The sequence below is a fragment of the Brevibacterium sp. RIT 803 genome (assembly GCF_016892625.1).
Lineage (GTDB): Bacteria > Actinomycetota > Actinomycetes > Actinomycetales > Brevibacteriaceae > Brevibacterium.
Map to the genome: position 1 here is coordinate 148913 of NZ_JAFEMW010000005.1, position 25576 is coordinate 174488.

Annotated in this window: 22 protein-coding genes and 1 pseudogene; 10 read left to right on the plus strand and 13 right to left on the minus strand. The window is 62.9% G+C overall.

What is annotated here, in order from left to right; all coding sequences use genetic code 11:
* The first annotated feature begins 8 nt into the window (after positions 1–8).
* Both JTF07_RS16265 and selD read left to right on the plus strand, forming a co-directional pair.
* A complete protein-coding gene (locus JTF07_RS16265; protein ID WP_204235269.1) occupies positions 9–3899 on the plus strand; it encodes a phosphodiester glycosidase family protein in 3891 nt (1296 codons plus the stop codon).
* A gap of 96 nt (positions 3900–3995) precedes the next feature.
* Positions 3996–4982, plus strand: a complete 987-nt coding sequence (selD, locus tag JTF07_RS16270) for a selenide, water dikinase SelD (protein ID WP_204235270.1) — start codon at positions 3996–3998, stop codon at positions 4980–4982.
* A 23-nt stretch (positions 4983–5005) separates the two neighbouring features.
* Here selD and JTF07_RS16275 read toward each other — a convergent pair whose 3' ends face one another.
* Positions 5006–5614, minus strand: coding sequence for a TetR/AcrR family transcriptional regulator (locus tag JTF07_RS16275; RefSeq protein ID WP_204235271.1), 609 nt, complete (start codon positions 5612–5614; stop codon positions 5006–5008).
* A gap of 132 nt (positions 5615–5746) precedes the next feature.
* On the opposite strand from JTF07_RS16275, the gene JTF07_RS16280 reads away from it, so the two are divergent.
* A complete protein-coding gene (locus JTF07_RS16280; RefSeq protein WP_204235272.1) occupies positions 5747–6985 on the plus strand; it encodes an MFS transporter in 1239 nt (412 codons plus the stop codon).
* A gap of 28 nt (positions 6986–7013) precedes the next feature.
* Complete coding sequence (locus tag JTF07_RS16285; RefSeq protein ID WP_204235273.1) at positions 7014–8654, plus strand: amidohydrolase; 1641 nt, start codon at positions 7014–7016, stop codon at positions 8652–8654.
* Positions 8655–8863: 209 nt separating this feature from the next.
* On the opposite strand, the gene nrfD is transcribed toward JTF07_RS16285, so the two are convergent.
* The 6 genes and pseudogenes from nrfD to JTF07_RS16320 form a co-directional block, all read right to left on the minus strand.
* Positions 8864–10069 (minus strand): NrfD/PsrC family molybdoenzyme membrane anchor subunit, encoded by a 1206-nt coding sequence (gene nrfD, locus JTF07_RS16290; RefSeq protein ID WP_204235274.1) that lies wholly within the window; start codon positions 10067–10069, stop codon positions 8864–8866.
* Positions 10066–11214, minus strand: coding sequence for a 4Fe-4S dicluster domain-containing protein (locus JTF07_RS16295; RefSeq protein WP_204235275.1), 1149 nt, complete (start codon positions 11212–11214; stop codon positions 10066–10068). Before JTF07_RS16295 ends, nrfD begins: the two co-directional genes overlap by 4 nt.
* Before the next feature lie 467 nt (positions 11215–11681).
* Positions 11682–14843 (minus strand): annotated as a pseudogene (fdnG, locus tag JTF07_RS16300) (formate dehydrogenase-N subunit alpha); the annotation flags it as partial.
* A 107-nt stretch (positions 14844–14950) separates the two neighbouring features.
* Positions 14951–15661: a class I SAM-dependent methyltransferase gene (locus tag JTF07_RS16310; protein WP_204235278.1), complete on the minus strand. Its 711-nt coding sequence runs from the start codon at positions 15659–15661 to the stop codon at positions 14951–14953.
* Positions 15658–16101: a thioredoxin family protein gene (locus JTF07_RS16315; protein ID WP_204235279.1), complete on the minus strand. Its 444-nt coding sequence runs from the start codon at positions 16099–16101 to the stop codon at positions 15658–15660. The genes JTF07_RS16310 and JTF07_RS16315 overlap by 4 nt, the downstream gene beginning before the upstream one ends.
* 140 nt (positions 16102–16241) lie before the next feature.
* On the minus strand, positions 16242–17258 hold the full coding sequence (locus tag JTF07_RS16320; RefSeq protein WP_204235280.1) for an LCP family protein: 1017 nt from the start codon (positions 17256–17258) through the stop codon (positions 16242–16244).
* Between the two features lie 536 nt (positions 17259–17794).
* Here JTF07_RS16320 and JTF07_RS16325 point away from each other — a divergent pair.
* Positions 17795–17998 carry a cold-shock protein gene (locus JTF07_RS16325; RefSeq protein WP_009882802.1) on the plus strand — a complete coding sequence of 68 codons (204 nt, stop codon included), beginning with the start codon at positions 17795–17797 and terminating at the stop codon, positions 17996–17998.
* A gap of 228 nt (positions 17999–18226) precedes the next feature.
* Here the strand turns inward: JTF07_RS16325 and JTF07_RS16330 are convergent, their stop codons facing one another.
* Positions 18227–19249: an NADP-dependent oxidoreductase gene (locus JTF07_RS16330; RefSeq protein ID WP_286672975.1), complete on the minus strand. Its 1023-nt coding sequence runs from the start codon at positions 19247–19249 to the stop codon at positions 18227–18229.
* On the minus strand, positions 19249–19665 hold the full coding sequence (locus JTF07_RS16335; RefSeq protein ID WP_204235282.1) for a MarR family winged helix-turn-helix transcriptional regulator: 417 nt from the start codon (positions 19663–19665) through the stop codon (positions 19249–19251). Before JTF07_RS16335 ends, JTF07_RS16330 begins: the two co-directional genes overlap by 1 nt.
* Positions 19666–19919: 254 nt before the next feature.
* Here JTF07_RS16335 and JTF07_RS16340 point away from each other — a divergent pair, with 254 nt between their 5' ends.
* Positions 19920–20564 carry an HAD family hydrolase gene (locus JTF07_RS16340; RefSeq protein WP_204235283.1) on the plus strand — a complete coding sequence of 215 codons (645 nt, stop codon included), beginning with the start codon at positions 19920–19922 and terminating at the stop codon, positions 20562–20564.
* A gap of 42 nt (positions 20565–20606) precedes the next feature.
* Positions 20607–21755 carry a M20/M25/M40 family metallo-hydrolase gene (locus tag JTF07_RS16345; RefSeq protein ID WP_204235284.1) on the plus strand — a complete coding sequence of 383 codons (1149 nt, stop codon included), beginning with the start codon at positions 20607–20609 and terminating at the stop codon, positions 21753–21755.
* Positions 21756–21838: 83 nt separating this feature from the next.
* On the opposite strand, the gene JTF07_RS16350 is transcribed toward JTF07_RS16345, so the two are convergent.
* The 4 genes from JTF07_RS16350 to JTF07_RS16365 all read right to left on the minus strand — a co-directional run bounded on the left by JTF07_RS16350 (position 21839) and on the right by JTF07_RS16365 (position 24284).
* Positions 21839–22996, minus strand: coding sequence for an NAD(P)/FAD-dependent oxidoreductase (locus tag JTF07_RS16350; RefSeq protein ID WP_204235285.1), 1158 nt, complete (start codon positions 22994–22996; stop codon positions 21839–21841).
* Between the two features lie 45 nt (positions 22997–23041).
* Positions 23042–23236 carry a ferredoxin gene (locus tag JTF07_RS16355; RefSeq protein ID WP_204235286.1) on the minus strand — a complete coding sequence of 65 codons (195 nt, stop codon included), beginning with the start codon at positions 23234–23236 and terminating at the stop codon, positions 23042–23044.
* A gap of 193 nt (positions 23237–23429) precedes the next feature.
* Positions 23430–23999, minus strand: coding sequence for a DapH/DapD/GlmU-related protein (locus JTF07_RS16360; RefSeq protein WP_204235287.1), 570 nt, complete (start codon positions 23997–23999; stop codon positions 23430–23432).
* 54 nt (positions 24000–24053) lie between these two features.
* Positions 24054–24284, minus strand: coding sequence for a hypothetical protein (locus JTF07_RS16365; RefSeq protein ID WP_204235288.1), 231 nt, complete (start codon positions 24282–24284; stop codon positions 24054–24056).
* 57 nt (positions 24285–24341) lie between these two features.
* Between JTF07_RS16365 and JTF07_RS16370 the strand changes: the two genes are divergently transcribed.
* From JTF07_RS16370 to JTF07_RS16380, 3 genes are read left to right on the plus strand one after another with little or no spacing between them, the layout of a single operon-like run.
* Positions 24342–24848, plus strand: coding sequence for a TetR/AcrR family transcriptional regulator (locus JTF07_RS16370; RefSeq protein WP_204235289.1), 507 nt, complete (start codon positions 24342–24344; stop codon positions 24846–24848).
* Positions 24849–24862: 14 nt separating this feature from the next.
* On the plus strand, positions 24863–25201 hold the full coding sequence (locus JTF07_RS16375; protein WP_213018894.1) for a DMT family transporter: 339 nt from the start codon (positions 24863–24865) through the stop codon (positions 25199–25201).
* Positions 25198–25521 (plus strand): DMT family transporter, encoded by a 324-nt coding sequence (locus tag JTF07_RS16380; protein WP_204235291.1) that lies wholly within the window; start codon positions 25198–25200, stop codon positions 25519–25521. The genes JTF07_RS16375 and JTF07_RS16380 overlap by 4 nt, the downstream gene beginning before the upstream one ends.
* Positions 25522–25576: the final 55 nt, after the last annotated feature.

A 25576-nucleotide genomic window follows, 5' to 3' on the forward strand; every position in this document is an offset into this window, starting at 1 on the left:
AAGACCCCATGCCTTCACGCACCCTGCCTTCGTCGAGTAATGCCACTTTCACCAGGTCATTCGTTCTCGTTCTCGCAGTGATCGCTGCACTCCTCGCTCCCGGGACGATGGGTCCGGGCGGACTCCTGGCCACCTCGGTGCCGGCGAGCGCTGCCCCGCCCAGCGATGAGGATCTGGGCAAAGACGGGTCGGTCCTCCGCTCCTCCGAGACGAAGCGGGTCGCACCGGGCCTCGAGGTCACGGACTTCTCGCGTCTTGAGGACGGCGGCTGGAACAACGGAAACGTTCTCACCGCTGATCTCACCACGGCATCTCTGTCCCTCGACATCCGCGACACCGGCACGGTCGCCGGTCATGACACCACGAGCGCAATCATGAAGGGGGGCAAGAACGGTGCGAAGGCAGTCGCAGCGGTCAACGGTACGTTCTTCGATATCAACCACTCCTATGCCCCCATCTACACCTCGGTGAGCAGGAGCGGAATGCGGATCGGCTCTCAGACTCCCAAACCGGCGTTCACCCTCGCCGACAAGAAGGCCGCTGTGACGATGCTCTCGGCGGCGGGCACACTGACCGCCGACGGGGAGGAGACGGACCTCGGTGGGTTGAACAATCCGAACCTGTCCAGCGATGCGATCGGCGTCTACAACGAGGCCTGGGGTGACTACTCCCTCAACCGACCCGTCGGCGGACCTGATGCGATGGCAGAGGAAGTCGCGCGGGTCACCGTCGTCGACGGCGCCGTCACGAAGTCCTCCGGGATGATCGACGAGGCCGGGGATCCGGACGTGCCCGAGAACGGTCAGGTCCTCCTCGGACGTGACTCGGGAGCGAAGACTCTGTCTGAGCTCGAGGTCGGCGACGAGGTGGAGATCGAGATCGGTCCCAGCGAGGACGTCGACCTGGGCATCGGGGGAAGCCACCAGGTCCTCAAGGACGGCGAAGTCCCCGATATGGGCAAGGACAGCTTGGTGACCACCGCGCATCCACGCACAGCCGTAGGCATCAGCAAGGATGGATCCGAACTGTTCGTGACCACGATCGACGGACGCAGCGAATCATCGGGGGGAATGAGCCTCGACGATATGGGCGAGTTCTTCTCCGACATCGGCGCTCACAACGCCATCAACCTCGATGGCGGCGGTTCGACGACGATGCTCGCGCGCGAAGCCGGAGCGGACGCGCCTGCGCTGCAGAATGACCCCTCCGATGGAGAGGAACGCTCGGTCGGCAATGCCCTCGTCTTCTACTCCGATGCCCCCGCACAGATGATCGCCGATGCGCAGATCGATACCACCATCGAAGGCGAGGACTCCGTGTTCAAGGGACTGCACCGGAGTCTCACAGGCACAGCTCTGGGCGCGAACCTCGAACCGATCGCCGCCTCAGGTTCCTTCTCCGCCGAGGGAGGCGTCTCGCTCGCCGATGAGGATGAGGACAACGCTCGTGTGGCCGGCGACTCGACAGGGACCGGACGGGTCTCCTACCAAGTCGGCGGTCACACTGCGCGGCAGGACCTGCGGGTGCTGAGTGAGGCCATCGGCCTGCAGCCGAGCACTCGCGCGATCAACCTCGAGAAGACTGGAGCGAGCGAGAAGGTGCGCGTCCACGGCTTCGACTCAGAGGGTCGGCGCGCGCTCATCGAGCCACGGGACATCGATATCGAGACCTCGGAGGGGCTCTCGACTGAGGACGACGGAACGGGCGGCCTCGTCGTCACTGCCGAAGGCGATTCGCCCACGGGATCGATCGCACTCACCGTGGGCGAGGCCACGACGACGATTCCGGTGACGATCGGCACGGAATCCACTGAGGTGCTCGACTTCTCCGACCTCTCCGGGTTCACCGACGCCTCGGACCGTGCGACAGGCTCCTTCACGGCAGGAGAACCCACCGACGACGGCAAGGCGAGCATCGACCTCTCCTATGACTTCACCACCTCCTCGGCGACCAGGGGCTACTACCTCGTCCCGAAGGATCCGGTGCCGATCAAGGGCAACACCCTGGCCTTCGAGATGATGATCCGCGGCGACGGCTCGGGCGCCTGGCCCCGACTGCAGGTGAAGACCGCCGACGGGACGACGACGAACATCGACGGGGACCATCTCACCTTCGACGGCTGGCAGAAGGTGCGCTTCACCGTGCCCGCCGGCCTCTCACAGCCGCTGACCCTCGAACGGATCCGCATGATGGAGACCCGATCGGCCGAGAAGTACATGGGCGAGATCTCGATCGCCGGCCTGCGCGCGGTCTCCATGCCGCAGACCGATGACCCGAAGACGCAGGCGATCCACGATCCGGCCCTGCTGAGCACCGGCTCAGTCGCGGGCCGACCGCAGCAGGTTGCCGTGATGAGCGATGCCCAGTTCGTCGCCACGGATCCCGACTCAGAATCGGTCGAGGGCGCGCGGCGGACCTTGCGTGAGATCCGCAAGGCCGACCCGGATCTTCTCGTCATCAACGGCGATTTCGTCGACGAGGCCTCACCTGCCGACTTCGAGCTCGCCGAGTCGATCATCGCCGACGAGTGGACCGAGGACATCCCCTACGTCTACGTCCCCGGCAACCACGAGATCATGGGCGGCGAGATCGAGAACTTCGAATCCGCGTTCGGATCGCCGACGACTGCGAGGATCCTCGGACGCACGAAGGTGCTCACCTTGAATTCCTCGGCCGGGTCCCTGCACGGCAGCGACAGCGAGCAGCTTCGTGCACTTGAGGATGCCCTCGCCGAGGTGGATGAGAGTGATCATCTCACCGGCATCGCCGTGTTCTTCCACCATCCTCCGCAGGATCCGCTGCCGTCGAAGACGAGCCAGCTCGGCGACCGTCGTGAAGCCGCGGAGTTGGAGAAGAAGCTCGGAGAATTCCGGGAGAGCAGCGGAAAGTCTGCCGCGGTGATCAACGGCCACGTCGGAGTCTTCCATGGGGCTGCCGTCGAAGGAGTCTCGTACCTCATCAACGGCAACTCAGGGAAGAATCCGGCGGGCACGCCTGCCAACGGCGGATTCACCGGATGGACGATGCTCGGCATCGACCCCGGCGTGGGTGAGGTCGGAGCCAATCCGAGCACCGCCGACCGCGTGAGTTGGCTGGCCGCAGAGACGAGGCCGCAGGTGGACTCCATCTCAGTCGATGCACCGGCATCGATGGTGGCCGGACAGTCAGCTGATATCTCCGCGACGTTCACCCAGGGCGAGCGCACAGTGCCCGTCGGCTGGCCGGCAACGGCACAGTGGGGCGGAGACGGTGTCGTCATCGATGCCGGTGCCGAGGTGGATATGCAGAAGGCGACTGGGGCGAAGATTCACGCCGAGGCGGCTGGATCCTCGGCACCCGAGGCAGCCTCCGAAGTGATCCGGATCAATCCGGCCACTGGAGAGATCACCGCCGAGAACCCCGGCACCGCGGTCGTGGAGGTGACTGTCAACGGCAAGACCGCGAAGACCACGGTCGAGGTCGCCGGAGACGAACCGCCTCCCGGACCAGGCGATGACGAGGGTGATGAAGACGCCGAAGGGTCTGGCAACGGAGCCAATGAGGACGGAGCTTCGGCAACCTCGGATGACGGCGGTGACGAGGCGAACGGTTCAGGCAGTGCGGACGGCTCGGACTCTGAAGTGTCTGTTGGCGGCTCGGATGACAGCAACTCATCCGACGATGGCTCCGATCAGTCCGGCAACAGGGACGGTTCGGCGAATGATGGCTCCACTGCGAGCGGCGGCGCCGATCCAGGGTCGAATTCGGACGGTTCGGGCGATGGAGGCGGCGATCTGCCGAGAACCGGCGGACCGGTGCTGCTGACGGCCGCTGCGGGCGCTCTGCTGGTCATCGGCGGACTCGTCATTGCGAGGTTCGCCCGTGGCCGTCTCGTCGGTCGGTCGGGGATCCGACACTGATGGATCGTCGGCGCTGCCTCGGCGATCGGGCGGCGCCCGATCATGGTCGAATGAGCACCTGTAGCACTGCTCTCACCTCGGTGTTAGTCTCGCGGTATGACTGCCACCCAGGAACGTCTGACCTCATTCGCCCACGGCGGAGGCTGTGCCTGCAAGATCCCGCCCGGCGAACTCGAAGAGGCGGTCAAGGGCTTGACCGGCCAGCCCGGTGCCGATGTCCTCGTCGGTCTCGACGACGGTGATGATGCCTCCGCCGTGCGGGTCCGCGACGACCTCGCGGTGCTCTCGACCGCGGACTTCTTCACCCCTGTCGTCGACGATGCCTACGACTGGGGTCGGATAGCGGCGGCGAACGCTCTGTCCGACATCTACGCGATGGGCGGGACGCCGATCACGGCGATCAACCTCGTCGGATGGCCGCGCGAGAAACTGCCGATGGAGCTGCTCACCGAGGTGCTGCGCGGCGGACTCGATGTCGCCGCCCAGGCGAAGTGCCCCGTCGCCGGTGGGCATTCGATCGACGATCCCGAACCGAAGTACGGCATGGCCGTGACCGGCATCGCTCATCCCGATGAGCTCATGCGCAATGATTCCGCCGAGGCGGGCCTGCCGTTGACCCTGACCAAACCCATCGGAGTCGGCATCCTCAACAACCGGCACAAACAAACCGGCGAATACTTCGCCGAGGCCGTCGCGACGATGACCGAGCTCAACCGCGGCGCTGCGCAGACGGCGGTGGCTGCTGGTGTGCGCGCGGCCACCGATGTCACCGGCTTCGGGCTGCTTGGCCACCTGTTCAAGATGTGCCGCGCTTCAGGCGTGGGAGCGGTCATCGACGTGGCCGCAGTCCCCCGCCTCGGCGGAGTCGATGAGTCGATCGCCAACGGGTATGTCTCAGGCGGAACTCGCCGGAACCTCGACTGGGTGCGTCCCAGCCTCACCGCCGACGACTCAGTGAGTGAGGATGACCTGCTCCTCCTCGCCGATGCGCAGACCTCTGGCGGACTGCTCGTCGTCGGCGAGATCCCGGGACAGCCGATCATCGGTGAGATCGTCGTCGGGTCCGGTGTCCACGTGCGCTGAGTCCGTCCGATTGTCAGCACGGATCACTTCGACGGTACGCGCGCCGCAATACCGGTGAGGATTATGTCGATGCCCTTTTCGTAGAGCAGCTGATTGCGTGCGCTTCCACTTGAATGCTCGTCGAGGAGCGCACCCATCTCGGAACGTGAATCGCCTGGGGAGAAGATCCGCGTCGGCGACAGTGCGTCGAGTGCTGCACCGAAGGCAAACGCATCGAGCACTTCGACAGTGGTCAGGAGCTCGTCGCGTGGGACTCCTGCGCGTTTGAGCGTCGTGATCAGCGATTCGTAGAGAGCTAAGGTTGCGGGTTCGTCTACGGTGACGCCGAGGAGATGGATCATGACTCGAGGGTGGTCAGAATACAGCCGCCACAGTGCATGAACGCCGGCTTTGAGCGTGTCCCTCCACCCCAGTCCGGTGGGTGCATCGAATTCGTACCTGCTGCTCAACACCTCTCGCATCGCATGAACGATGCCGTCGCGACCGTCCACATGATGGTAGAGCGATGAGAGGCTGACTCCGAGCTTCTTAGCCAGCGGTTGGATCTTGAGTTCGTCGCCCTGGTCGATCATCTCGATTGCTGCAAGCGCGATCTTCTCACGGCTGAGAATCGGTGAACTTGGTCGTGCCATTTACTGCCCACTCCAGGTTGAACGACGATGAAACGCGATTGACAAGTTCTCATCCTACGTGCACTATTCTAGTTAACCGAAAACATTTCGATTAACTGGTGAGCTTCACTCCACGGTAAAGGGGCCGTCCACATGAGTTCTGCACAGATATCGTCCGCAGCTGAAGTCGAGGACCCGAGAGTTCCCTTACAGCTGCGCAACGGCACCGCCGTGTTCCTGGTGTCGCTGGCTGGACTCATGATGGCCAACCTTGCTCCACTCATCATGTCGGTGCTTGAAGAGATCGGATTCGACGTCGTGGCCTCCGGCAACATACTGACGTGGACGCTCTTCGCATCTGCCATCGTCGGCTTGGGAACCTCACGACTCGCAGCAGGATCACGACGTCGAATGCTCGCCGCGTCGGGTCTCATCGTCGCGGTGCTCGGATTCTCATCGGCGGCTCTTCTCTCGTCACCCAACTTCGTCGTCGCTGGCTTCGTCATCGGTGGGGCAGGCGTGGGTACCGCGATCTCTACCTCGGGCGCAGCCATTGCCGCATTGAGGAATCCCAATCGGGTCAGCGCGACGAGCGGCGTCGTCAACCGCCTTCTCGTCATGGTTGTGCTTGCAGTCATTCCCCTGATCGGCTTGGCGCAGGTCACCGTATTCGGAGCCCTCGCACTGCTGTCGCTCCTCAGCCTCGTCGTGACGCTCTGGTTGCCCAGTACTCCTGAGTTCGCTCCGTCCGATGTCGGCACCGCCTTGCCTGCCGAGATGGCGACGACCGCGATACCTGGTCGCATCAAGTTCGCGGGATTTGCGGTGCTCCTCGTCTTTCCTCTGTGGGGCACGAGCGAAGACGCAGTATGGACGCTGGCGCCAGTTCTCGGCGAAGCTGTCGGCATGGGCGAGCAAGCACTCGGATTCGCCCTCAGCGCGGCCGCCGGTGTGGGAGCCGCTGCCATGCTCGTCGTGACCGTGTTCGGCAGGCGGATCGGCCGGGCCGTTCCCCTTGCCATCGCCCTCGTCCTCGGTGGTGCTGCCAAGATCTGGATCGGCGTGACTGACGACCCGACGACCCTCGCAGTGCTCATCGTCGTCGTCAATACGATCTACGCCTTCACCTTCGTTCTCTTCATCGCGACCGCCGCTGGACTCGATGCTCGCGGGACCTGGTCAGGTCCTCTCATCGGCGCATACATCGTCGGATCGAGTTTCGCTCCGATCATCGGCGCCTGGCTCATCGACGGAGTCGGCATACCGGCGTTCGGACTCATCGTCGGAATCGTCAGCTTCGTACTCGTCGTTCCGACCATGCTCATTGCCCACGAGTCGACGAAAGTCGAGAAGGCTCTCAACCACCTAGATCCTGCCCAGGTATCTCAGTAGCCCTGCCGCACACCCTCGAAGGGGAGTCATGACCACCATCTTCACAAATGCCACGGTCTTCTCCGGTCGCGAGCATGAACCGCTTCACGAGGCGGTAGCTGTCAGCTCCGGCCGCATTATCGCGACCGGCGATGCAGAGACAGTCAGATCCGTCGTCGGCCCGGGGGCGCAGTCTGTTGACCTCAACGGGGCACTGCTCGCGCCCGGATTCGTCGAGGCTCATACTCACATGACCATGTTGGGACGGGCTGTGGACAAGGTTCAGCTACGCGACTGCTCGAACCTTGACGAGATCACAGACAGACTCCTCCAAGCTCGAAGGCGCGCGCCCAACGCCAAGTTCCTCTTGGGCGCCGGGTGGATGTTCGCCGCGTTGCCCGGTGGTATTCCGCTGGCAGCAATGCTCGACGCAGCGATCCCCGATATTCCGGTACTTCTCGATTCCAATGACGTGCACTCATCGTGGGTGAACACCGCCGCGCTGAATGCCATGGGCATCGATGCGGCGACTCCGAACCCTCCAGGAGGGGAGATCGTACGCGGGAGTGATGGTGAAGCTACAGGGTTTCTCCTTGAGAACGCAGCGGTGGAATACGCCTGGACCTATCTCGATGAGATCGCGACCGATGATGACCGCGACCGGTTCCTCGACAATGCATTCCAGGTCTACCTGCAGAATGGGGTGACCGCTGCCAGCGATATGGGTTTGAACGAGGCCGATCTCGCCACATTCCACCGTCGGCTGGAACGTGATGGCAGGCTGCCATTCCCTGTCACCGCTTACTGGCTGCTCCGACCGACCGGAGATCATGCAGAGGACCTGAAGAGCCTTGACCGAGCGATCGAAGTCAGGGATCTGGCCGCTCAGTGGCAGGGTGCAGATTGGTTCCGGATCGTCGGGGTCAAGTTCATCTTGGATGGCGTCATCGATGCTTGCACCGCTGCCATGCGAAGTCCGTACGCCAATGGTTCGGATCCGGAACCGATCTGGTCGCTCGAGACAGCGGGGCCGATCGCCGTGGCCGCAGACGCCCACGGGCTGCAGTTGGCAATGCATGCGATCGGTGACCACGCGAGTGAGATTGCCGTCGACATCGTCGAAAAGTGCATTGAACGAAATGGCCCCAAGCGCCGGGCACCACGGATCGAGCACCTTGAGTCGGTGACTGATGCGACGATCAAGCGTGCAGCAGCATTGGGTGTCTTCGCATCGATGCAACCCGTCCACTGCGATCCGATGATCATGGGCAACTGGATGGAGATGTTGGGCGATGAGCGTGCGGAAGCAGGCTTCCCCTGGCAGAAGTTCCGTGATGCAGGGGTGAGAATCGCGCTCGGAACTGATGCCCCAACAGCTCCTCACCAAACGGCGCACAACCTCTTCATCGCACTGACCACTCGCTCCGCACTCATGCCGGGGCCGGAGACCTATCACGTGGAGAGAGCATTCACGCCTGGGCAAGCCCTCGCGGGGCTGACTCAGCATGCGGCCGACGCCGGCGGATTCGACGATGGCATCGGAGCGATCGTTCCCGGGGGTCGTGCGAACTTGGTCGTACTCGACGCCAACCCCTTCAATGACGGCACCGATAAGCTGCTCGAATCTGCAGTGCTGAGAACCCTGGTCGATGGAGAGCAGGTCTGGCCCCATGACCCTGAGAAGAAGTAGGCATCCCTGTGCTCAGCCATGAGGTTCGTTTCGAACGCCTCACCCTCGGGTCTGGTGTCCACGTGCGCTGAGTCCGTCACCGCGCCTGATCACAGGCTGCGTCGGTCCTTGGGCAGCTCCCTCAGTGCGTCCTCCATAGTCTTCTCGCCCTACTTAGTGGGCGGTCTGCTGCTCAAAAATCTGCCACAACCTACCTCGACCGTCGAGACCTACACCCCGGTCGTGATCGAGTCGCCTGTGATTCCGCGGGCGCGGCGTTCTTCGAGGCGAGCGCGCTGCGGTTCGACCACGTGGCGCGGATCCTTCGTGGACTCGATGCCGGCTTCGAGGACCCCGAATCGCGTGTACGCCGAGGCGGCTGCAAGTGCCGCACCGCTGACCGCTGAGACGGTACGTAGTGCAGCTCGAGTCTTCCACCCCGCACCCTTCCCCAGCTTCTTTGCAAACACCCTGGCCCCCACCTCGGCGGCGGCTGTTCCGATTGCACCGGCGATGAGCAGCTTCTCCGCCCGGTGGAGCTTGTGGCCGGGTTCGCCCTCTTCGAGAGGATCCACCTCGGCGGGGTGCATGCCCTTCTTCATCCGATCCATCGTGATCGCCTCTCCGGCGGCACCGACCAGAGCGAGCAGGCGCGCCGGTCCGGTCTCCCGCACGGGAGCCAGAGCCATCGCGGTGCCTCCGGCAGCCACTGCGGCCGAGGACACGAAGACGTAGGAGAGACCGTTGCGGCCAGCAGCGTTCCAAGTGGGGACCGCGGTGTCACCGAGGAGTGCTCCGGTGTACGCGGCCAGAGGAGTGGCGAAGAGTGCCGACTCGAGCGCGGCAGGAGTCTCGAAAGCATGGAGAACACGACGCAGCGGACCCAGCGGAAGCCGCAGACCGGTCAGCCGGTCGACTTCGATCGCGGCAAGTACTCCTGAGCCGACGCCGAATCCGGAGAGGATCCAGGTGCCCAGGCTCATGGGCGAGCTGACTTTGAACACGCGCATCATGTTGAGGAAGCGTTCGGGGCGGCCGAGGTCGGCCACGAGTGCCGCTCCCCCGACGCCGGTTGCGGTGATCGCCGTGAGCCTGGTGGCGATGCGCAGACCCGGGCGGTCGCTGAACTGGGCGCCGAGGCCCAAGAGGCTCGAGCCGCCGGCTAGGCCGCCGAGAAACAGGTAGAGCGCGATCTCATCGCCCCATGGTGGAGCCTTGACGATGGCACGTCCGTAGTAGGAGGAGAATTCGACATCCTCGACCATCGGCATCTCACGGTTGCCGTCGGCCCCACGGTTCTTCCAACCCTGACCACCGCCACGGCCAGAACCATCAGGTCCACCGGAGCCGCCACCGGGACGACCACCTCGGCGACGCTTCTTCCGTGAGCGATCGAGCTCAGGTGGGCGGTAGGAATCGTATTCGGATGTGCTCAACGCCGGCTCCCGAGAAACGCGAGTCCGGCGGCAGCGACCATGCCGAGTGCGGCCATGCCTGCCTTGGCATACATCTGGGGCAGGTCCTTCGTCGGCACCCGCGGATCCGGGGGAAGACCGTAGACCTCCGGCTCGTCGAGGATGAGGAAGACAGATCCGGTTCCGCCGACGCCGTCGTTCGGGTTGGCGCCGTAGAGACGGGCCTCGGTCATGCCCTTCGCGTGGAGGTCGGCGACGCGGGTGTGGGCTTTGTCGACCATGTCGTCGTGGTCGCCGAACTTGATCGACTCGGTCGGGCAGGTCTGCGCACAGGCTGGAGTGTCACCCTCGACGAGGCGGTCGTAGCAGAGCGTGCACTTGTTGGCCGTGTTCTTGTTCGGCACGTCCATATCCGCGGCCTTGCGGTCGTCGCGGTCGGTGGGCGTGTTGATCGTGCCGTCATCACGGCGTTCGATGACACCGAAGGGGCAGCCGGCCACGCAGGTGCCGCAGCCGTTGCAGACATCGTTCTGCACGACGACGGTGTCGAATTCCGTGCGAAAGAGTGCTCCCGTGGGGCACACGTCAAGACAGCCGGCGTGGGTGCAGTGCTTGCACACGTCCGAGGACATCAGCCAGCGGAAATCCGCGGTGTCCGGCGGCGTGGTGTCGAGTTTGGCGATGTCCTCCGGGTCGCTCGGGTTCAGGGCTCCGGGTGCCAGCAGGTCGATGCCCATCGGCGGTGTCGACGGCAGACCGCCACCCGACGCTCCGGCCCCATTCGACCCGGACTCTGCGGCACCGAGTGCTCCGCCCAAAGGCTTGGCACCCGCGGACTCGTTCGAACGGGGACGGATCGTCGGCATGCCGAGGTTGACGAGTTTCCGTCCGGACTCACGGGCGGCTTCGATCCGATCGGAGTCCTGTTCGATGAAGGCGACGTGTCGCCACGTGTTGGCGCCGAGGCTGCCCGTGTTGTCGTACGAGGAGCCGAGGAGTTCGAATGTCCCGTCCTGCGGGTTGTTGTTCCACTCCTTGCAGGCGACCTCGCAGGCCTTGCAGCCTATGCAGATCGACGTATCGGTGAAGAACCCTTTGCGCTCGTGCGCGGAACCGTGCCAGTGTCCGTCAGCAACAGCATCGTCCTCGACAGTCGTTGTCGACATCAGTCCTCCTCCTCGTGTCCTCTATTGTCCACGCTTGTCGTGTCAGCGCCCTCGTCGTTTCGGCCGCTGAAGTCACGTGGACCCTCGCCGAGGTTGCCCTTCTCAGCGCTGTCAGCATCCTTGCCGATGTCGCCGCGGTCCGGATCCCCGTCGGTCGGGTCCCCGTCGTCCGCGCGGTTCGCGTCCACGGTCTCGGTCCTGTTCTCGTCGATGGAATCGGCGGGTCGAAGATCGACGCGACCCGAGCGATCGTCGGCATTGTCAACGACGCTGGAAGCGTCATCGGGTGCCGAACCACCGGTCGCCTCGGCGTCGTCCGATTCGCCACTGTCCGTCGCTTCGTCTCCGAAGGTGCGCCCGGGGGTGACACCGACGGCAGAGTCGCCGCCGCGATGCGGATGTCCGCCCTTGCTGGCTTCAGAATCCGCGGCGTGGGACTCGGCGACCACCTCATCGGAAACGGTGACGAGCTGGTTGCCTGATTCGGGGCTCAGTCCCGCCTCGCGTTGGTACTTCTCGACGAAGTCGACGAGTTCGGGACCGCGCGGGCGCCTGCCCGGCATGATCGTTCCGGCCACGTACTTGCTGTTCTGGATGAACACGTTGGGATCCATCGTGACACCCAGCAGATCGTTCGCGGAGTCGCCTTCGACGGTGGCGTCCCCGCCCACACCCCAGTGATAGGGCAGGCCGATCTGGTGGATGGTCTTCCCGCCGATCGTCAGCGGCGTCATCCTCTTCGTCACGAGCACGCGCGCCTCGATGGCAGCCCGTGGGGAGACCAGAGTCGCCCACCCGTAAGGCTCAAGACCCACCTCGGCGGCAAGCTCCGGTGAGATCTCGCAGAACATCTCGGGCTGCAGTTCTGACAGGTACGGCAGCCACCGGGACATGCCACCGGCGGTGTGGTGTTCTGTCAGGCGGTAGGTCGTGAACACGTAGGGGTAGACATCGGTACCGGGATTGCCGGCTCCTGGCGCGGACAGGTTGTCCTCACGGCGCATGACCAGGCGCGTCGGTGAGCTCTGCTGATCGTAGAGCGGGTTGTCAACCGTCGATTCCTGCGGCTCGTAGTGTGTGGGCATCGGTCCGTCGACCATGCCGCTGGGCGCGAACAGCCACCCCTTGCCGTCGGCCTGCATGATGAACGGATCATCGCCGTCGAGGTTGGCAGGACCGCCATGGGCCTGATCCGATCGGGCCGAGGGTGCTCGGTCGATCGGGAAGTCGGGCACATCCTTGCCCGTCCACTTGCCGGAGTCCTCGTCCCACCAGACGAATTTCTTCCGCTCCGACCACGGTGTGCCATCCGGTGCCGCCGAAGCGCGGTTGTAGAGGATACGGCGGTTCGCCGGCCACGCCCATGCCCATTCGGCGGCGGTCTCGTCCTGATCAGCACGGGGTTTGCGCCGGGCGGCCATGTTCTGCCCGCCTGCGTAGATGCCCGCGTAGATCCAACAGCCACCGGCGGTGGTGCCGTCGTCGGTCATCTGGTTGAAGTTGTCGAGCGGCTGCCCGTCCTTCTCTCCGCCGACGTAATAGCCGTTGATCTCGGCCAACACCGATTCGGGGTCGACCTCGCCCTCGTCGTCGACCGGATAGTCCCAGGTCATGTCGAGGAGCGGACGGTCGCGAGGATCCTCGGAGTCCTTCAGCTTCTCGCGCACACGCTTTCCGAGTTCGAAGAAGAAGTCGAGTTCGCTCTGTGCGTCGCCGGGCGGGTTGACGGCCTTGTGGCGCCACTGCACCAGGCGCTGCGTCTGCGTGAAGGTGCCGGCCTTCTCCGTGTGGTTGGCGGCGGGCATGAAGAACATCTCGGTCTCGATGTCCTCGGTTGTGAGCTCACCGCTGGCGATCTCCGGGCCGTCCTTCCACCAGGTGGCGGACTCGATGAGCCGGAAGTCGCGGACCACCATCCACTTCAGGTGGCTCATCGCCATGCGCTGCATCCGACCGTTGGCTGATCCCACGGCCGGGTTCTGGCCCAGCAGGAAGTAGCCGTCGACACCGTCATTGAGCATGCGGACCTGGGTCTGATAGGTGCCGTGGGCGCCGTTGATCTTCGGCAGATAGTCGTAGGCGAAGTTGTTGTCCTTCGTCGCCGCATCGCCCCACCACGCCTTGAGCAGATTGGTGGCGTAGCTGCGCCCGTTGGCCCAATAGCCCTTGTGGGTCTCCGGGGTACCGACGGCGGCGACGTAGTCGTCGAAGGTCTCGTGAACTCCGGCGCTGGGCATCGGCAGGTAGCCGGGCAGCAGATTGAACAGGGTCGGAATGTCGGTCGAGCCCTGGATCGTGGCGTGCCCGCGCAGTGCCATGATGCCGCCGCCGGGTCGGCCCATATTGCCCAGCAGGAGTTGGAGGATCGAGGCGGTGCGGATGAACTGCGCGCCCAGGGAGTGCTGGGTCCAGCCCACCGCATAGGCGAAGCAGGTCGTACGTTCGCGCCCGGAGTTCTGGGTCACGGACTCGACCAGATACTCGAAGTCGGCGGGTTTGATCCCGCAGTTCTCGGCCACCATCTCGGGCGTGTACCGGGAGTAGTGACGCTTGAGAATCTGGAACACCGACCTGGGGTTGCTCAGGCTCTCATCCCTGACCGCACGACCTGCTTCGTCGGTCTGGTAGGACCAGGTCGAGTTGTCGTAGGAGTTCGTGTCCGGGTCGAATCCGGAGAACAGACCGTCCAGGTCCTCCGTGTCCTGATAGTTCTCGCTGATGAGGTTCGCGGCGTTCGTGTACGCACGCACGTACTCGTCGAAGTGCAGACCCTCGGTCAGGACACGGTTGATGAGCGCACCGAGCAGGACGATGTCGGAGCCGGCCCGGATCGGGACGTGCTTGTCGGCAATCGCGGTGGTGCGCGTGAAACGAGGATCGACGTGGATGACGCGTGCACCCCGGGCCTTGGCCTCGGTCACCCATTGGAAGCCCACTGGATGGCACTCGGCCATATTGGATCCCTGGATGATGATGCAGTCGGCATTCGCCATATCCTGGACGGGTTGTGTGGCGCCGCCTCGCCCAAACGAGGTTCCCAAACTGGGAACCGTGGCGGAGTGTCAAATACGCGCCTGGTTCTCGATCTGTATCGCGCCCGCCGCCGTGTAGAGCTTCTTCGCGAGGTAGTTCTCCTCGTTGTCGATGGTCGCCCCGCCGAGGCTGGCGATCCCCATCGTGCGACGCAGAGGGTGGCCCTTGTCGTCGAAGTCCTCCCAGTGATTGCGGCGGGCTTCGATGAAGCGGTCGGCGACCATGTCGATGGCGGTGCCGAGATCGAGCTTCTGCCAGTCCTTGGCTCGTGGTGCTCGGTAGAGGACGTCGGTGATGCGTCCGTTGGCGTTGACCAGCTGTTCGCTGGCCGCGCCCTTGGGGCAGAGGCGTCCGCGGGAGATGGGTGAGTCCGGGTCGCCTTCGATCTGGATGACCTTGTCATCCTTGACGAAGACCTTCTGACCACAGCCGACGGCGCAGTACGGGCAGACCGACTGCACAACCTTGTCCGCGGTGGCATTGCGTGAGGTGGTGTCGCGCGTCTTTCGGGACACCACTGATTCGCCGCGCCCCGACGCATCGGAGGATCGCAGCTGCCGGATCACCGGCCACTCGAGAGGACTGAACCGAGCCATGGCTCAATCCTAGCCCTTCTCGGTGGCCGATGGTGACCAAATCGCCCACGATCACTCGCAGTGTTTCACGAGGTGAGAAGCGGTGATCTCATTCGCCGAGGTGGTCCTCAGTCGGTGATCCTGTGTGCCAGGAGCACACTGTCGTCGAGCTCGGCGGGCTGACCGTCGGGGCCTTCGACCTCACGGGTGCGCAGTTCGGCGAGTTCGATCTCCCAGCGGACGGGGCTGCCGCCGATGAGCAAGGCGAAATCGCCGTTCGGGGTCACCGGTTCATGATGATGACCGAGGCCGTGGCCAAGTTCCTCGTCAAGGTTCTCCGCCCACGGAGGCATTTCGGCGTGGGAGATGAGCAGCAGTCGGCCATCGGGCGCGACGTGCTCGGCGACCTTTCCGACGAGCTCCTCACGAGTGTCGGGCAACCGGGTGTGGAGGAAGCAGCCGATGACAAGGTCATAGCCGCCTCGGCGAGGGTGCTCTTCGTCAAAATTCGCACCCGAGGGATCCCAGGTGGAGACGTCAGCGACCTCGAAGGAGACGGTGGCACCCTTCGCTGCGGCTGCTTCCGCGGCCCGGTCGACGGCAGTCTGCGACAGGTCGATTCCGGTGGCATCCCAACCGTGTTCTGCCAACCAGATGGCGTCAGCGCCCTCACCGCAGCCGACGTCGAGGACGCGGCCGGGGGTGAGGCTGTCGACTGCGGCGACGAGCGCCTCGTTCGGGTTGCCCGACCAGATCGGATCGCTGCCGGCATATCGCTCTTCCCAGGCCGCGACGGAGTCTGGGACTCCCGTCGTTGCGACCTGTTGGGGTTCGGTCACTGCTTCGTTCCCGGTTCGGGAGACACCTCGGTGGCCTCGGATTGCACGGTGTCGTCCGAGCCTTCGGCTGCCTCGACGCCGGCTTCCTGCTTGGCCAGTTCCTCGCGGACCTCGTTCATGTCGAGTTCTTTGACCGCGGTGATGACCTGTTCGAGCTGAGGTGCGGCGAGCGCACCTGGCTGAGCGAAGACGACGATGCCCTCACGGAAGGCGACGAGGGTCGGGATGGAGGAGATCGCGAAGAGTCCCGCGAGTTCCTGCTGCGCCTCGGTGTCGACCTTTCCGAAGACCACGTCCGAGTACTGTTCGGAGGCCTCTTCGTACACGGGGGCGAACTGCTTGCAGGGGCCGCACCAGTCGGCCCAGAAGTCGAGAAGAAGGATCGAGCTGTCGGTGATTGTTGACTCGAAGTTGTCTTTGGTGATTTCGATCGTAGACATTCGGGCAGTCTAAACGCCGACTATGAACACTGTCTGGACACTTTCGCAGTCTGGACAGCAGCGCGGCCCGCGGCGCGTTCACGAGGCACACCAGTGACCTCGGCTCGCCGAAATCGCGTGTGGGCCCGACCTCACGAAGCTCAGTCCACGAGGTCGACGATCGGCGCATCTGCGGAGATAGCAGAGAAGACAGCATCGGCGGCAGATGATTTCACGACGCGGTTCTCATTGTCCGGTGCCGGCTGCCACGGCATGATCGCAAAGGTGATCGAGTCCTTGGGCACTGAAGACACGGTCGCGGCCAGCGAGGCGAGGGAGGAGACCGAATCGAGGCCGTCATCGACGCGCAGCGAAGAGGTGACCGCGTCAAGGAAACTGTAGAGCCGGTCGGGCCTCGACAATGTGTGGGAGCTCTTGGCTCTGTCGATGATGGAGTCCATGACCATCTGCTGATTGCCCATGCGCGAGATGTCGCTGCCATCTCCGACGGCGTGCCGGGTCCGCGCCAGGGCGAGAGCATCCGTGCCGCCCAGGGTCTGCTCCCCTGCGGGCAGGTCGAGGTTCGCCTTGTCGTCGTGCAGCGGTTCGTCGAGATCAACAGTGATCCCATCCAGTGCGTCGACGATGGTGGCGAAGCCGTCGAAGTTGACTTCGACGAAGTGGTCGACGCGAACTCCCGTGAGCTCTTCGGCCGCAGAGACCGAGCATGCAGGACCCTGGTTGAGTGCCGAATTGATCATTCCGCGCTGAGCCGGCGAAGCACCGGACCCGGTGTCGTCGCAGGCAGGCATGTCCATCATCGTGTCTCGCGGAATCTGGACGGCATCGATACGAGAGGAGTCATCGGAGACATGGGCGAGAATCATCGCGTCACTGCGCGCACCATCGCCTAAGCCGTAATCATTCGTGTCCAGCGCCCTGGTATCGGAGCCGAGGATGAGGACGTTCAGCTCATCCGTGATCTTCTCGGGTGCCTCACCGTCCCCTGCGCGCAGGGCCGAGGAGGTGATGTTCCCCTTGAGGTTGTGGACAACGGCGACGATCGTGACCGGGACTCCGATGACGAGGACCGCGAGGATGGCGACGATGGTGCGGCGACGTCGGTACTTCATGGCAAGGCGGCGCTGGCGTCGTGGACCGACTTCGGAATACGGCATAGAACTTCAATTCGCGATCGGCGATGGATTGCATACAATCCTAAACATAATTTCTCTGAACTTTCTGTCACCGATGGGCGATACATTCTGTTAGAGTTGAATTGTTCCCGTACGAAACAGTGCGGAACGTGCGGTGCCGCGAGCGTAGGTAGATTCGCTTGGCACCGTGCTGTTGCCTGTTGGCGCGTGTCTACCATCCGCGCCTCTCTAACTTTCTGACTTTTCAATCCAGCCGTTCTTCGGCTTCCGTCCAGCACCTTCGAGTGCCCTACCGAGACCGCACTTCCCGCTTTCGCCTGAGATGAGGATTCTTCACTTCAGCACGAATCTCGGAACTTCGGTTTCTCCACATTTTTCTGCCGGGCCTGCGTTCAATGCGCAGATCATCCGACAGGAAGTCACATCTTCAGACGATCAGCTGATCGGCAATGTCGTTCAGTTCAGGTCTCTGACAATGTGAACAGCCGGGCCCTCAAAGGGTCCGACCATCCAGACCGCTCCGGCGGTCACCAGTTTAAAATAAGGATACAAAGATTATGGCTACAGGTACCGTGAAATGGTTCAACTCGGAAAAAGGTTTCGGATTCATCCAGCCTGACGATGGTTCAGCAGACGTCTTCACTCACTTCTCCGCGATCGAATCGACCGGCTACCGTGAGCTCGCCGAGGGCCAGAATGTTGAATTCGACTCGGAAATGGGCTCCAAGGGCCTTCAGGCCACAAGCGTTCGTCCCCTCTGAGACTTCCGTAACTTTCCGGTCCCGGCCGGATCGCGATTGATTCGTCAATAGCGAGCACCTGCCGGGAACGCAGTTGCACTGAGTTACACCAAAAGCGTGTGTTCGCGTTTGGAGTTTGTGTTTTCACTTGCTCCGAATGCGGTCACACGCTTTTCGGCGTCCGCAGGCTCTCAGCGGTGTCGACGCCAGGCACCAAGCGCCTACCCATCGGTCCGCACCCCTACACACTCACAGGCGCACGAGCTGCTTCCCCAGATTGGCACCGGCGAACAGTCCGTCCAGGGCTCCCGGCGCAGCCTCCAGACCCTCGGCAATCGTGTCGGCGATGGCCAATTCGCCACGACCGAACATTCCAGACAGATGCGCCAAGGCCTCAGGGAATCTGTTGAGGTAGTCGAAGAAGACGAAGCCTTCCATCCTCGCTCGACGCAGACCAAGCTGCATGTAGTTGCGGATTCCGGCAGTCGGCAGATCACCCTCATAGCCTGTGGCCACTGCTCCGCAGAGCACGATCCGGCCATGGTCGGCGAGGTTGTCGATGGCGGTCTCGAGCAGCTCGCCTCCGACATTGTCGAAATAGATGTCAATGCCGTCCGGGGCCAGATTCCTGAGCTGCTCCGTGACGCTGTCCGACCGGTAGTCGATGCACGCGTCCAATCCCGCCGCCTCGCGCACCCAGTCGCATTTCTCCTGCCCGCCGGCGATCCCGATGGTGTGACACCCGAGGGATCGAGCGATTTGGCTCGCAATCGAACCAGTGGCACCAGCCGCTGCAGACACCACCACTGTCTCTCCAGGAGAAGGCCGCCCGATTTCCATCATTCCGAAGTAGGCCGTCAGACCGTTGGTGCCGAAGATACTGAGCATGTGGCGGGGCTCGATTCCGTCGGGAACGACATTGACTCCGAAGAGTCCCTGCCCGGAAGCCGTCGCATACGACTGCCACCCCAGCTCGCCGTACACCTGGGCACCTACAGGAAGCGCCACATCATTCGATTCCACGATGGTGCCGACACCTGCTCCCCTCATCACCGCGCCGATCTCGACAGGTGCTCGGTAGTTCGCTCCAGGGTTGAGCCACCCGCGCTGAGTCGGATCGATGCTCAGCCACTCGACTCGTACTCGCGCCTCACCCGGCTGCAGAGGGCTCAGCTGCTCCTCCTGTATGTCGAAGCAGGAGGCAAGCGACTCGCCTTGCGGCCTCTTCATCAGGACGCAGCGCCGGTTTCGAGTGGGAACGTCCGCCGACATCAGTTCTCACCCGACACTGGCCGCCGAGCGAATGACGGCGCCAGACGCCCCAGCAGCTTAGTCAGCTGTTCCTGCTCTGCGGAATCGAAGACGTCGCCCAGAAGGGTGGTGGCCTTCTCCTCGGCGACCTTGACGGCATCGTGATAGAGCGCGGCACCGACCTCGGTCAGGCAGACGAGTGAGACCCTCGCATCGTGCGGGTCGGAGTCCCGTGACAGATATCCGAGCTTTTCCAGCGGTGCGACCAAGCGGGCGATTCCAGATGGAGTGATTCCCAGGCTCTCTGCCAATTCGACTCGGCGCAGTCGTCGACCCGGCGCAGAGCATAGGCTCTGCAGAACTGTCAGATCATTGAGGGAGAGGCCTTGGACCTCAAGCTTTCGCCGGATCTCAGTATCGGCCCGGACAAGACGCATGCACAGCTCCAGCACGAAGAACAACCTTTCATTGTTAACTCATTGAGTACTCAATGATATGTCATACACATGCCATTCCAAAGCCTGCTCTGGGGGTAATGAGCTGGAGGTCATGAGAATGATGCTCGCCGTACGGGGGCAATGAACGGAGGATCGACGAGCCCTCGCCGAACATCTGCATCATATGCGGGCGCGGCTCTCCGAGAGTAGCGTTGGAATCCTCGAGGTCCCCACACAGAACAGGTGATGCCACGATGACTCGTCCGACCGACCTGCGCCCGACCACCGTCGTCTTCGACTTAGGCAACGTCCTCATAGGTTGGGATCAGACCGGGCCTCTTGCCGATCGGATGACCAGGGAGGAGTGGAATGATTTTGCCGCCGAGGCGGACTTCGGCATGCTGAATACGCTGGCTGATCGCGGGGTGCCGATCACAGAGGTGATCGCACGGGCGGCTGAATCCGATTCGCGTCACGGTGAGATCGTCGCCGCCTACTATGATCGCTTCGACCTGTCCCTGACGGGACCGATTCAGGGAATGACCGAGCTCGTCGCCGAGCTCAAGGCCTCAGAAGTCAGACTGCTGGGTCTCTCGAACTGGTCGGCAGAGACCTTCCACCATGCGCCGAAGGTCGCGCCGGCGATCAATGAGCTCGAAGATATCGTGGTCTCGGGACGGGAGAAGCTGATCAAACCCGCCCCTGAGATCTTCCACCTCCTGAGCCGACGCTTCGACCTAGTCCCCGAACAGACGGTCTTCGTCGATGACCTGCCGGCGAACATCGGTGCCGCCGAACAGCTCGGCTTCATCGGCCTGCTCTTCACCGATGCCCGGCAGCTGCGAGACGACCTTATAGGCCTTGGGCTCCTCTCCTCCCCTGCTGCCGTTGAAAACTGACGACGGGTCGTTCCCGTTCACACTCGAACTCGAGGAGAAGTGATGGCGAGGCCCGATTTCCTGGACACCATCGATTCTCAGCTGGATTGGCAGCGTGGCCTCTACAAGGATTTCCACCGCCAGCCCGAACTCGGCCTCGAGGAGCACAAGACTTCTGAGCGAATCGAATCCGAGCTCAAGGACCTCGGTCTGGAGTCCAAACACATCTCGAAGACGGGCCTCGTCGCTGTCATCGAGAACGGTCAGGGCCCGACAGTCCTCGCCCGGGCCGACATCGACGCCCTCCCGGTGAGCGAGGACACCGGCTTGGACTACTCCTCCACCGTCGATGGAGTCATGCACGCTTGCGGACACGATATGCACATCACCGCACTGCTGGGCGCAGTCCGTCTGCTGAATGAGAACCTCGAGGACGGCCTCACTTCGAAGATCCCCACACCCGATGTCGCCTACGCTCAGCACGTCATGCCGCTGCCTACGGGAACGGTCAGCACAAAGGCAGGCCCAGTGCTCTCAGCTGGAGATTCCGTGAAGATCACCGTGCACGGTCGTGGAGCACACGGATCGATGCCGCACCTGACGGTGGACCCCGTGGTCCTCGCCGCCACGATCGTCTTGCGTCTGCAGACCATCGTCTCCCGTGAGGTCGAACCCGGTGAGTTCGCCGTCGTCACGGTCGGCGCCTCGAATTCGGGATCCAGGTCCAACATCATCCCTGATCGAGCGGAGCTTCTGCTCAACCTGCGCACCTATGACATGGGAGTCCGCGACCGGATCATCGCCTCGATCGAACGCATCGTCAAGGGCGAGTGCCAGGCCGCAGGATCCCAGAAGGAACCGAGCTTCGAGTATTACGACCAGTTCCCGCTGACCGACAACGATGAAGACGCGAACGAGGCGGTCACCAAGGCATTCGAAGACTACTTCGATGACGGAGTCGTCCAACCGGCCAATCCCGCCACAGCCTCGGAGGACTTCAGCGAGATCCCCGATGCCTTCGAGATTCCCTACGCATACTGGATGATCGGATCCAGCGATGCGGTCAAATACAAGAAGGCAGCCGAAGCGGGAACCGTGAACACGGACATCCCGGCCAATCACTCAACGCAGTTCGCTCCCGTCATCGATCCGACGCTCGAAATCGCCACGAAGGCACAGGTCGTCGCTGCGCTATCGCAGTTGGGCAGGTAGGGAACTGCCACCCTCATCAGATGGCGGCGCCGGATGGATCTGGTCCGCTTCGGCAGGCTCGACCTGGTCATGGTCGGAACCGCTCAGGACGGCAGGAAGTCTCCGGTTGCGACTCTGCGCAACTTCGGGATAGCTATTCGATAACCGACGGCGGCGGCCGACTGCGCGTCACCACTCCAGCGCAGCAGGAGCGCGTCTGGATTGGCCTTCTGTCCGCGAGCGACGACTTCGGGTTCGCCATGAACGGGGAAGTCGCCGGAGACGCGGATGGTGAGTCCGAACTGTTCGGTCCAAAAGTACGATTGAAAGTCCAGCGGTGGGGCTTCATCACCGACGAGCAGAGCAAGGCTTGCGGTTTTCGCCTGTTCAATCGCGGCCGTCCACAGGGGCTGTCGTTCGTGACTGTCTGCAGTCGGCAGCCACGCGATATCACCGGCTGCCACTATGTGCTCATTCACTCGCCCACGAGTGTCCACTTTGAGTCGCCCATCGGTCAACAAGCCGGAGTCGGCAAGCCAATCCCCTTCGGGAGCGTCACCGATCGTAGAGACGATGACATCCCCACCGACCTCCTGTCCGCTGTCGAGGCAAATCGTGATCGGTCCGTCAGCAGAATCGGGGGCGCAGACCTCGGCGACCCTTCCATCGATGAGCTCAACACCGTGAGCACGGGCGGCCTCGCTGCACCGGCTGCCCAGATAGGGGCCAAGATGGCTGGCCATAGGAGTTCCTTGGTGCACCAGCGTTACGGCACAGCCGATATTCCGGGCCGCGGAGGCGATCTCCATTCCGAGCGGGCCCCCGCCCAGAATCACCACATTCGGCTGGTCGTGCAGGCGCGTTCGCAGTCGGAGCGCATCGTCATGGCTGCGAACCGAGAATTCGCGGGGATGATCGGTGAACCGCTTGGCACTGGAGCCGCTGGCAATGACGAGTCCGTCGAAGTCGATGTGCTCACCGTTGTCGAGCGTGATCGAGCTCCGCTTCACATCCAGTGCCACAGCACGGTTGCCCAGGAGCACTCTCGCACCGTGGTCGGACGCCGGCAGATACTGCGGCTCGATCGTGCCGACGTCGGCCAGCATGGCCTTGGACAGAGCGGGCCGCGAATACGGTTCATGCGGCTCCCCGCCAACGATGGCCAGCCGGCCCTGATACCCGTGAGAGCGGAGTGTATCTGCCGCTGTCATCCCCGCGATGCCGTAGCCGACGATCACGATATTCTCATAATTGCGGTCCACGTGCATTCCCCTCTGCTCGGTCCCTCGAGTATCAGTGTGTGAATCTCACCTGAGCGACAGTGCAGTCACCGGGCAGATGCGAACTGCCTCGTGAGCATGCTGTTCCGCATCGGTTCCGACCTCGATCTCTGCGACATCGATGATCAGTTCGCCTTCGTCATCGAGGTGGACCAGATCAGGGGCTACCTCTTCACAGAGTCCATGACCTTCACAGCGTGGTTGGTCGAGTTCAATGCGCATTTCTACCTCCGAAGAATCGATTATCGGCGCCCAGTTTCGGTACATACGAAACGCACCAGTTCCAGTGTCATGGCACACGGCCATGAGTTCCATTCGGATGCTCTCATGCCGCGTATTCGCGTCAAGAGTACACCGAGGTCATGAGTGATTCATCGATGCCAGATCGGCAGACTCCTTCCTCCGCGATGCCGGCTCAGTCAGTCACGGATCGCACCATACGTGCCGGTGAGCCCACTACGACAGTCCCTCCACGCACGTCCTTGGTCACGACCGAGGCCGCCGCGACCACGGCGTTGTCGCCGATGGTCACGCCGGGCAGAACGGTCACATTCGAACCGATCCACACGTTTCGGCCGATGATGATGTGGCCAGGATGCATGTCGGCGCGACGCTCCGGGTTGATGTCATGGTTGAGGGTCGCCAGAACTGTGTTGTGGCCGATGAGGCTGTCGTCCCCGATCCTGATGCCGCCCTGGTCCTGGAAGCTGCATCCGGAATTGATGAAGACCCGTCGACCTATCGTCGTATTCTTTCCGAAGTCGGTGTGGAACGGCGGGAACATCGTGACGGTCTTGTCCACTGGTTTCCCGATCAGCGAGGCCAACAGCTGCCGAACCTCATCGGGCTCGTGATACGAACCGTTGAGTTCGGCGGTGATGCGCAGTGCCTCTTGGCTGGTGCGGTGCATCACCTCGTGAAGGGGCGAATCGCCGACAATGGTTTCACCGTTGTTGAGTGCTTTGACCAGATCTTTGAGTTCCATGCTGACCATCCTTTCGCGTTTCTCGCTTTCCTGCACTTTCGGCGGGACTGATGCTCAGGGTCTGAGCAGAACCTTGTGCGCCTCACGCATGCCCATTGCGGCATATGCCTCGGCGGCTCGATCCAGCGACATCGTCTGGTCGAAGACCTTGCCCACGTGGCCTCCGGGATATGAGGAGCGGATCGCCTGCATCATCGATTCCTGTGAGTCGACAGCTTCGATGGGGCTGTCGCTGCCGAATCCGACCGAGTGTTGGGGGTGGTGCGCAGAAAGCTGCGGATGCATCTTTACCTTCCGGTTGGTATAGTTCCGTGTATGGCTAAGGGATCGAAAGACCGTATCGTGGAGGCCGGCCTGGCTCTAGCGGCCTCTGGTGCGCCGGTGACACTGGAATCGGCAGCGCGCGAGGCAGGACTGACCAAGCCCGGGCTCATGTATCACTTCCCCACAAAGCAAGCATTGATGCTCGGGCTCGTCGATCACGTGATCGACGACTGGCAACGCCGACTCCAGCAGGAGATCGGGCAGCCACCCGAAGCCGTGACTACGGCCGAGCGGATCCGTGCATATCTCAACTGCGTGCTGTCAGATGAACTGGACCGGACGGATGTGGTGATGTGCACCGATGTTCGCTACAGCGAGTTGATGACTGCTCGATGGGTGGAGCGAATGCAGCCCTGGCTCGGCATTTCGGAGAACCTGGATGCAGCCGCCCAGGGAAATCTCCTCACCGCACGCCTGGTTGCCGACGGCGTCTGGTACTCCACTGCCTTCTGCACATTCCCCTTGGACACCGCGGCAACCGAGAGCGTACGTGCCACGGCAATGGCACTCCTGGCGGATACGTGACTAGGTGGACGGCGTTGATCGGATCCATCGTCGCAGAGGTCACCGCCACACTTTCTCTGCGGGGCGCGCTCGAGACTTTGTGGCTATATGCAATCGTAGTCACCGGCTACCTCGCCGCTTTCTACCTGCTCTCCCGTGCCCTGCGCGCCGGGATGCCCATCGGCGCAGCGTATGGCATCTGGGGAGCATCAGGGGTCGCATTGACCGCAGTGTTCTCTACCGTGTTCTTCGACGAGCCGCTGACCGGCATGATGACGCTAGGACTGGCACTGATCATCTCCGGGGTCCTGGTCATCGAATTCGGCTCCCAGACCGCAGCCCGCAACCGAGCCTCGACGGAGAACGGATCATGATTTCCGCTGCAGCCCTGACAGGTGCGGTCATCACAGAGGTCGCCGGCACTCTTTCGCTACGTGCCGCCGTGCAAGGAACCAGAGCGTGGTATATCGCGGCCGTTGCCAGCTATCTGGTCGCGTTCACCTTGCTGACCGTCTGCCTTGCTCAGGGCATGGCACTCGGGGTGGCCTACGGAATTTGGACGGCCGCAGGGGTGGTGGTCACAGCAATTCTGAGCCGGTGGCTATTCCAGGAACCGCTCACCGTAGTGATGGCGGCCGGTATGGCCCTGGTGGTCGGCGGGGTCCTGTTCGTCGAATTGGGCGCCGCCCACTGACTGGCACTTCTACCGATTGGGCAATACACAACCCTACGAAGAGAACGGAGCATCA

What these genes read in the sequence shown, in the direction of transcription:
- JTF07_RS16265 (WP_204235269.1), top strand. Translation starts at nt 9, where the DNA reads ATGCCTTCACGCACCCTGCCTTCGTCGAGTAATGCCACTTTCACCAGG.
- selD (WP_204235270.1), top strand. Translation starts at nt 3,996, where the DNA reads ATGACTGCCACCCAGGAACGTCTGACCTCATTCGCCCACGGCGGAGGC.
- JTF07_RS16275 (WP_204235271.1), bottom strand. Translation starts at nt 5,614, where the DNA reads ATGGCACGACCAAGTTCACCGATTCTCAGCCGTGAGAAGATCGCGCTT.
- JTF07_RS16280 (WP_204235272.1), top strand. Translation starts at nt 5,747, where the DNA reads ATGAGTTCTGCACAGATATCGTCCGCAGCTGAAGTCGAGGACCCGAGA.
- JTF07_RS16285 (WP_204235273.1), top strand. Translation starts at nt 7,014, where the DNA reads ATGACCACCATCTTCACAAATGCCACGGTCTTCTCCGGTCGCGAGCAT.
- JTF07_RS16295 (WP_204235275.1), bottom strand. Translation starts at nt 11,214, where the DNA reads ATGTCGACAACGACTGTCGAGGACGATGCTGTTGCTGACGGACACTGG.
- JTF07_RS16315 (WP_204235279.1), bottom strand. Translation starts at nt 16,101, where the DNA reads ATGTCTACGATCGAAATCACCAAAGACAACTTCGAGTCAACAATCACC.
- JTF07_RS16320 (WP_204235280.1), bottom strand. Translation starts at nt 17,258, where the DNA reads ATGCCGTATTCCGAAGTCGGTCCACGACGCCAGCGCCGCCTTGCCATG.
- JTF07_RS16325 (WP_009882802.1), top strand. Translation starts at nt 17,795, where the DNA reads ATGGCTACAGGTACCGTGAAATGGTTCAACTCGGAAAAAGGTTTCGGA.
- JTF07_RS16330 (WP_286672975.1), bottom strand. Translation starts at nt 19,249, where the DNA reads ATGTCGGCGGACGTTCCCACTCGAAACCGGCGCTGCGTCCTGATGAAG.
- JTF07_RS16335 (WP_204235282.1), bottom strand. Translation starts at nt 19,665, where the DNA reads ATGCGTCTTGTCCGGGCCGATACTGAGATCCGGCGAAAGCTTGAGGTC.
- JTF07_RS16340 (WP_204235283.1), top strand. Translation starts at nt 19,920, where the DNA reads ATGACTCGTCCGACCGACCTGCGCCCGACCACCGTCGTCTTCGACTTA.
- JTF07_RS16345 (WP_204235284.1), top strand. Translation starts at nt 20,607, where the DNA reads ATGGCGAGGCCCGATTTCCTGGACACCATCGATTCTCAGCTGGATTGG.
- JTF07_RS16355 (WP_204235286.1), bottom strand. Translation starts at nt 23,236, where the DNA reads ATGCGCATTGAACTCGACCAACCACGCTGTGAAGGTCATGGACTCTGT.
- JTF07_RS16360 (WP_204235287.1), bottom strand. Translation starts at nt 23,999, where the DNA reads ATGGAACTCAAAGATCTGGTCAAAGCACTCAACAACGGTGAAACCATT.
- JTF07_RS16365 (WP_204235288.1), bottom strand. Translation starts at nt 24,284, where the DNA reads ATGCATCCGCAGCTTTCTGCGCACCACCCCCAACACTCGGTCGGATTC.
- JTF07_RS16380 (WP_204235291.1), top strand. Translation starts at nt 25,198, where the DNA reads ATGATTTCCGCTGCAGCCCTGACAGGTGCGGTCATCACAGAGGTCGCC.